At 50.8% G+C, this 7,176-nt stretch carries 5 protein-coding genes and 1 pseudogene; 5 read left to right on the top strand and 1 reads right to left on the bottom strand.

Features of this window, described 5'->3' with window-relative positions; translation table 11 throughout:
- Positions 1 to 460: ketopantoate reductase family protein (locus DBO31_RS07120; RefSeq protein ID WP_304466348.1), on the top strand; the 460-nt coding region annotated here is incomplete at its 5' end.
- Between the two features lie 9 nt (positions 461 to 469).
- On the opposite strand, the gene DBO31_RS07115 is transcribed toward DBO31_RS07120, so the two are convergent.
- On the bottom strand, positions 470 to 1,837 hold the full coding sequence (locus DBO31_RS07115; RefSeq protein WP_150824798.1) for an aminopeptidase: 1,368 nt from the start codon (positions 1,835 to 1,837) through the stop codon (positions 470 to 472).
- A gap of 127 nt (positions 1,838 to 1,964) precedes the next feature.
- Between DBO31_RS07115 and DBO31_RS07110 the strand changes: the two genes are divergently transcribed.
- The 4 genes and pseudogenes from DBO31_RS07110 to DBO31_RS07095 all read left to right on the top strand — a co-directional run.
- Positions 1,965 to 3,194 carry a M20 family metallopeptidase gene (locus tag DBO31_RS07110; RefSeq protein ID WP_150824797.1) on the top strand — a complete coding sequence of 410 codons (1,230 nt, stop codon included), beginning with the start codon at positions 1,965 to 1,967 and terminating at the stop codon, positions 3,192 to 3,194.
- Between the two features lie 91 nt (positions 3,195 to 3,285).
- Positions 3,286 to 5,361 (top strand): elongation factor G, encoded by a 2,076-nt coding sequence (gene fusA / locus DBO31_RS07105; protein ID WP_150824796.1) that lies wholly within the window; start codon positions 3,286 to 3,288, stop codon positions 5,359 to 5,361.
- A gap of 103 nt (positions 5,362 to 5,464) precedes the next feature.
- Positions 5,465 to 6,766 carry an acetyl-CoA hydrolase/transferase family protein gene (locus tag DBO31_RS07100; RefSeq protein ID WP_200817482.1) on the top strand — a complete coding sequence of 434 codons (1,302 nt, stop codon included), beginning with the start codon at positions 5,465 to 5,467 and terminating at the stop codon, positions 6,764 to 6,766.
- Between the two features lie 184 nt (positions 6,767 to 6,950).
- A pseudogene (locus tag DBO31_RS07095) lies at positions 6,951 to 7,176 on the top strand (4-hydroxybutyrate CoA-transferase); the annotation flags it as partial.

Genomic DNA, 7,176 nt, shown 5'->3' with positions numbered 1-7,176 from the left:
TGAAGGGGAATACAGTACAACTCTCCATGATCTTCTCGATCATCCGGGGCTGAAAATACGATATGCCGACGATATCCGCGTCGAAGTGTGGAATAAATTCATCACCAACTGCGCCATTAACGTGATTACGGCCTATTATGAAGATACCTTTGCCGGTGTATTTGCCCGTCCGCAGGGAAAAGAGGAATTCCATACCCTTCTCCATGAGGCCTATACGATTGGGAAGGCTCAGGGAGTTGATCTGGCCGATGACCTGGTCGATACGATTTATCATCGCGTCATAGGCCAGAAAAATCAGAATGTAACCAGCTCCCTTGCCCACGATGTCATGGCCCGCCGGCCCAATGAACTGGAAACGTTCAGTGGCTATCTCGTAAAGACAGCAGAGAAACTGGGAATAGACATTCCCTTGTCAAAGCAATTTTATGAAGCGTTGAAAGAACGGACTTCTTCTGAATAACGGGTCTGTTTACTTGCTTTCAAAGAAGGCTTTATAAGCCAGGTATCCGCTATAGGCATCGGATTTGGCGACGATTTCTAAGGGTGCGTGCATGCTGTGCATGGCGACGCCGCAGTCTACGACATCGCAGCCCCAGTCGGCCATGATATAGGCGATGGTGCCGCCACCGCCCTGATCGACTTTTCCCAGTTCCCCAATCTGCCAGGGGACATCGGCGGCGTTAAAAATCTGGCGTACCTGGGATAAAAATTCTGCATTGGCATCGTTGCTGCCGGCTTTTCCGCGGGCTCCAGTGTATTTGCAGAGGCAGATGCCATAGCCGAGCCGTGCCGCGTTTGTTTCTTCATAGGCATCGGCGAATACAGGGTCCAGGGCAGCGCATACGTCGGCGGATAAGACCTGGCTGTTCCGCATGGTCCGGCGCAGCCATAGTTCTTCTGTATGGCCCTGTAATGCCAGGAGTTCGGCAACGAAATCAGGGAAAAATGCCGAGTGGACACCGGTATTGCCGACGGAACCGATTTCTTCCTTGTCAGCAAACAAGGCTACCTGCGTCTTAGTGCCGGCATGGGCTGTGAGGATGGCTGCCAGATTGCCATACGAGCATACCCGGTCATCGTGGCCATGGCTCATAATCATAGAACAGTCCAGACCGACATCGCGGCTCTTAATGGCCGGAATGATTTCCAGTTCGGCGCTGGCGAAATCTTCTTCTTCGATACCGTATTTCTTTTTCAGCAATTCCAGAACGGCCGGCTTTGTTTTTTCCTCTTCACTATTAGTCCCGACGAGGGGCATGAGCATTTCCCCGCTGATGGCTTCGGAAAGTTTTTTGGCTGCCTGGTCTTTGCCGAGGTGGGGGAGCAGGTCATTGATGAAAAATACCGGGTCGTCAGGGTCTTCACCGATAGAGACGTCGATGCGCCGTCCGTCAGCTGTATAGACGACGCCAATCAGGGAAAGAGGCAGGCAGACCCACTGATATTTTAAAAGACCTCCGTAATAATGGGTCTTGAAATAGACGATGCCATTTTTTTCCGTAACGGGCATGGCTTTCAGGTCGAGACGGGGGCAGTCGATATGAGAACCAACGATCTTCATCCCCTGGGAGACAGGTTCTGTGCCGATGACGGCGAGGATGACGGACTTGCCTTTCTGATTCCAGTATACTTTGTCACCGGCTTTAAGGGAGGTATAGTCGCTGAGCGGTCTGAAACCGGCAGCTTCAGCCTGTCGGATGATTTCTGCATTGGCCAGCCGTTCTGTCCGGGCCGTGTCGAGAAATTGGCGGTACTTTTTGCTGTATTCTTCCATTTCCAGGCGCTGTTCTTCAGAAAAACGAGCCCAGACGCTGTTTTCTCTATCAAATGCTTTCATTTATATTCCTCCTTATGGTATAATTAACCAAAATGGCGGGACAGCCATTTTTACATTATGCATGTATTCATGTCTAATATTACTATTATAGTGATATTTCCTGAAAAATAAAAGGGGGAACAGGAAAATGACACAAGATATGATAAAACAGTTAGTTGAAAAATATACGCCCCACGTATGTGAGCTCCGCCGTACGATTCATGCCCATCCGGAACTTTCATACCATGAAGAGGGGACGGCGGCCCTGGCAGCTGCGGAATTCCGCAGTCTTGGATTAGAAGTGCATGAAGAAGTAGGTGGAATACATGCTGTCGTGGGTATTCTCCACGGCGGGAAGGGAAAGGGGCTTACGATTGCCCTGCGGGCCGATATGGATGCCCTGCCGGTCACGGAAGAAACGGGACTATCTTTTGCTTCAGAAACACCCGGTATCATGCATGCCTGCGGCCATGACGCCCATACATCGATTCTCCTCGGCACGGCCCGTGTTCTCACGGTGATGAAAGATACCTTTGCCGGTACGGTTATTTTTATCGGCCAGCCGGCAGAAGAAAAATCTCCCGATGGCGGGGCTAAAGCCATTGTCAAGTCGGGAATCCTCGAAGGTACTGATGCCGTGTATGGTCTTCATGTCTGGCCCGGCCTTCCCACTGGTCAGGTCGGGATTCTGGCCGGTCCTATGATGGCGGCTTCAGATCACGTGACGGTCACTATCTGTGGCAAGGCCAGTCACGCCGCTATGCCGCATCGCGGTACCGATGCGATAGTGGCGGCCGGTCAGTTTCTGACGGCAGTACAGAATATCATCAGCCGTCAGATCAACCCACTCTATCCGGCAGTACTCACCTTTGGCACCATCCACGGCGGCACGCGCTATAATATCGTGGCCGATGAGGTCGTCATCGAAGGAACCTGCCGGACTTATCACAAAGAAGCTCAGGATATGGTGGAAGATAAGCTGAAGCGTCTGCTGAGCGGCCTCGATACGATGCTCGGCACGGACAGTACGCTTCAGTACGACCGGGGGTATGATGCGGTCTTTAATGATGCAGAGCAGGCAGAGTTTATCAAGGATGTCGTGCGCACCCGGTTTGGGGGGGATGCTCTGGGAGATGTAAGGGAACCGGCTATGACGGCAGAAGATTTCTCCGGTTATCTCAAAGCGTATAACGGTGCTTTTTTGTGGCTTGGGGCAACGGCTCCGGGAAAACCTGTGTGGCCGCTCCATAATTCTCATTTTGCTGCCGATGAAAACTGTCTGCCTTTTGGGATGGAGCTCATGACATCGCTCACGCTGGCAGCGCTTTCCAATCAGGATGCTGGCATCATTGCACCGGATGCGGCGCATAAAGCATAGATAAGTTAGAAAAAAATCATAAATAAAAAAGGAAATCGCCTCCTCATCACGAATATATATAATAACGTGATTTTTAGGAGGCGATTTATTTATGAAAGAATATGCTAGTGACAAGATCCGCAACGTGGCTGTACTCTCCCATGACGGAGCCGGCAAGACGGCCGTCGTCGAATCCCTGTTGCTTGCCTGCGGAGCCGTTGATGCCGTCGGTGTGGGCAAGGACAACAAACACATCATGGACTTTGAACCGGAAGAAATCAAGCGTAATGTGACGATCCAGCTCGGTATTGCTCCCTGTGAATGGCAGGGATACAAGCTGAATTTCATCGATACGCCGGGGTATTCCGAATTCTGTGGTGAAGTCCGTGCTGCCCTGCGGGCTGCTGATGGCATCCTCATGGTCGTTTCGGCTGATGCCGGTGTAGAAATGGATACGGAACGCGCCTGGGATTACGGCGTAGAACTACAGCTGCCGCGCATGATCTATGTCAATAAAATGGATGCTGAAAACGCCGATTTCTTTGGCTGCCTCGAAAAGATGCGCGCTGTTTTCGGCAAATCTATTATGCCCCTTCAGATTCCGATCGGAGAAGGCAATGATTTCCGCGGCATCATCGATGTCTGCAAAATGATTGCCTGGGAATGGAAAGAAGGCAAGGCCGAAGAAATCAAAGTGCCGGCAGAATATATGCCTAAAGCCCGTGAAGTTCGTGAAATGTGCATGGAAGCCGCTGCAGAAGGCGACGACGAACTGCTGGAAAAATACCTGGAAGGGGAAGAACTGACCATCGACGAACTGCGCCAGGGCCTGCGCCAGGGCATGCTGACCGGCCGGGTATGCCCGGTCATGTGCGGCAGTGCAGTCCATCATATCGGAACGACGGAACTTTTGGGGCGCCTCATCCGCTATATGCCGGACGCATCCCAGAAGGTCATGATGGGAACGGATAAAAAGACGGGCGAACCGGTCATGGTATATCCCAACAAGCCGTTTACGGGATTTGTATTTAAGACACTCATCGACCCCTTTGCCGGGAAACTGAGTTATGTCCGCATTTTCTCCGGCGAACTCAAAGAAGGGGATAAGCTGTATAACGTGACCCAGGATACGGAAGAAAAGCTGGGCAAGATGTTTACCCTGGTCGGCAAGGAACAGGTACCGGTCAAAGACGCCATTGCTGGTGATATCGTCGTCATTCCGAAACTGGCTCATGCCCGTACAGGTGATACTTTTGCTACGGCAGAATTCCCTGTTGAATATGATCCAATCCGCTTCCCCAATCCGCTCCATACGGTCGCCATGGTTCCGGAAAAGAAAGGCGACGAAGAAAAACTGATGACGGCTCTTTCAAAAATCAGTGAAGAAGATCCTACCTGCCAGGTGGAAAAGAATGCCGAAGGCAAGCAGATACTCGTCCGCTGCATGGGCGACGTCCATCTGGAACACATCATGAATAAGATGGAACGCAAATACGGCGTCAAAGGTATCCTCAAACCGGTATATATTCCGTACAGGGAAACCATCAACGGCGTTACGGAAGTAGAAGGCAAGCATAAGAAGCAAAGTGGTGGTCATGGTCAGTACGGTCATGTCAAACTCAAACTGGAACCCCTTACCAATGGGGAAGACTTCGAATTTGTCGACGCCATCTTCGGCGGGGCTGTGCCGCGCCAGTATATCCCGGCTGTCGAAAAGGGCGTAAAAGAAACGTTGGAAAAAGGACTCATTGCCGGGTATCCTATGATCCACGTCAAGGTCACACTGGAAGACGGGTCCTATCATCCTGTCGATTCGTCGGAAATGGCCTTTAAAGTAGCGGCAGCACTGGCGCTGAAGAAAGGCGTGCCCGAAGCGAAACCGGCTATTCTCGAACCGGTTTATAATGTCGATGTCATCGTGCCGGAAGAATATATGGGTGATGTCATGGGCGACTTCAGCGGCCGCCGCGGACGTATCCTCGGCATGGAACATCATCCCAGCCATAAGAACCTGATTGTAGTCAAAGCGCAGGTGCCTCTGGCCGAAATGAGCGGCTATGTGACGATTTTGCGCTCCATGACACAGGGGAAAGGTACATTCAACATGTCCTTCTTTGATTATGAAGAAGTACCGAAAAAGACAATGGATGAAATCATTGCCGCTTCACAGGCTGGTAAGGAAGAATAAATCCCTCCTCACGTATCCTCGCCGCATATTGTGTGCGGCGGGGATTTCTTTTGGGTAGTGAAATCATAGCAATGCTGATTTTTTAGTGAAAGGAGAAATTATCATGGATGTAATGCAAGAATATGCCGATAAGAAAAAAACGCCGGAACAGATTGCCGCCTGTGTGGAATCGGGCTGGTCCTGTTGTTCTGATATTTCAGGAGCCATCCCGCCGGTCCTGGCCGATGCTCTGGGAAAACGGGCCGCTGCCGGGGATATACAGGATGTGACCTGTCATACTCTGCTCGATGTGACGCCGCTGGGGACCTTATCTTCCGAAGCCTATCCGAATATTACGCCTGTTACCTGGTTTTCCGGTGGCGGCCTGCGTAAAGCGGCCAACGAAGGACGCTGCGACATCATGCCCTGCTATTACCACGATGCGCCGGGACTGTTTGAACGATATATCGACATTGATGCGTTCTTTGCCCAGGTATCTCCTATGGATAAGCACGGGTATTTCAGCACCAGCCTGAGCGGTTCCTGCAGTGCCGCCATGATCCGGAAAGCCCGCCATATTTATCTGGAAGTCAATGATCAGCTGCCGCGGGTACTCACGGCGCCGCAAATCCATATTTCACAGGTCGATGGACTGTGTGAAACGTCCCATGCCCTGCCTATCGTGCCGCCGGTACAGATTGATGAAATCAGCCGTACTATCGGCGGTTATATTGCCGAAGAAGTGCCTGACGGAGCGACACTGCAGCTTGGTATCGGCGCTGTACCAGAAGCCGTGGGTCTGGCCCTCAAGGATAAGCATGATCTGGGAATCCATACAGAACTGTTTACAGACAGCATGGTAGAACTCATTGAATGCGGGGCTGTCACCAATACTAGAAAACCGATTCACCGGGGAAAGACTGTGGCAACCCTGACCTTTGGTTCTCAGCGTATTTACGATTTTATTGATGACAATCCGGCATTTCTCATGTTACCTGTCGATTATGTCAATGACCCGGCAGTCATCGCCCGCCATCCGGACTTTATTTCTGTCAATGCGGCTATTGAAGTTGATTTCTTTGGTCAGGTCTGCTCTGAATCGACAGGAACGCGGCATATATCTGGTACAGGTGGCCAGGCTGATTACGTGCGCGGTGCCATCTGCTCACCGGGCGGAAAAAGCTTTATTGCTTTCCCCTCTACGGCAAAAGGAGGCACTATCAGCAAAATCGTGCCGACACTGACGCCGGGAGCCATCGTTTCGACGAGTAAAAATGATATTGATTACGTCGTTACAGAATACGGCATCGCCAAATTACGGGGGAAAACCCTTTCTCAGCGGACAAAAGCCCTGATTTCCATTGCCCATCCGAAATTCCGGGAAGAGCTGACCTTTGCTGCTAAAAAAATGCATATCCTGATCTGATATGCGGGTATTGCGTATAACACACAACATAAATATGGATTTCGCATAGATGTCTTGCGTAAAACGTTTTAATAGGCTATACTGTACATGTGAATTTTAGAACAATATCTTTGTTGTGGTTGATGCGGTACGGACCGCATATATTGTGAAAGGTTTGGTGAACAGAATGTCAGAATGGACGGACATGTATAAACAAAAACTGACGACTCCGGAACAAGCAGTTACCCTCGTAAAAGACGGCGACTGGGTCGATTATGGCATGACGACTTCCCAGCCGGTACTGCTCGATAAAGCACTGGCGGGCCGCAAAGATGAATTACATGATATTAAAGTACGGGAAACCATGTCCCTGTTTCCCCGCCAGGTATGCGAATGCGACCCTGATTGCGATACTTTTACCGTTATGAACT

The organism is Megasphaera sp. DJF_B143 (assembly GCF_900320625.1).
In the GTDB taxonomy this organism is placed as follows: Bacteria; Bacillota; Negativicutes; order Veillonellales; family Megasphaeraceae; genus Megasphaera; species Megasphaera hexanoica.
The sequence above is the reverse complement of the archived record's forward strand: the minus strand, read 5'-3'. Positions and strand labels throughout refer to the sequence as shown.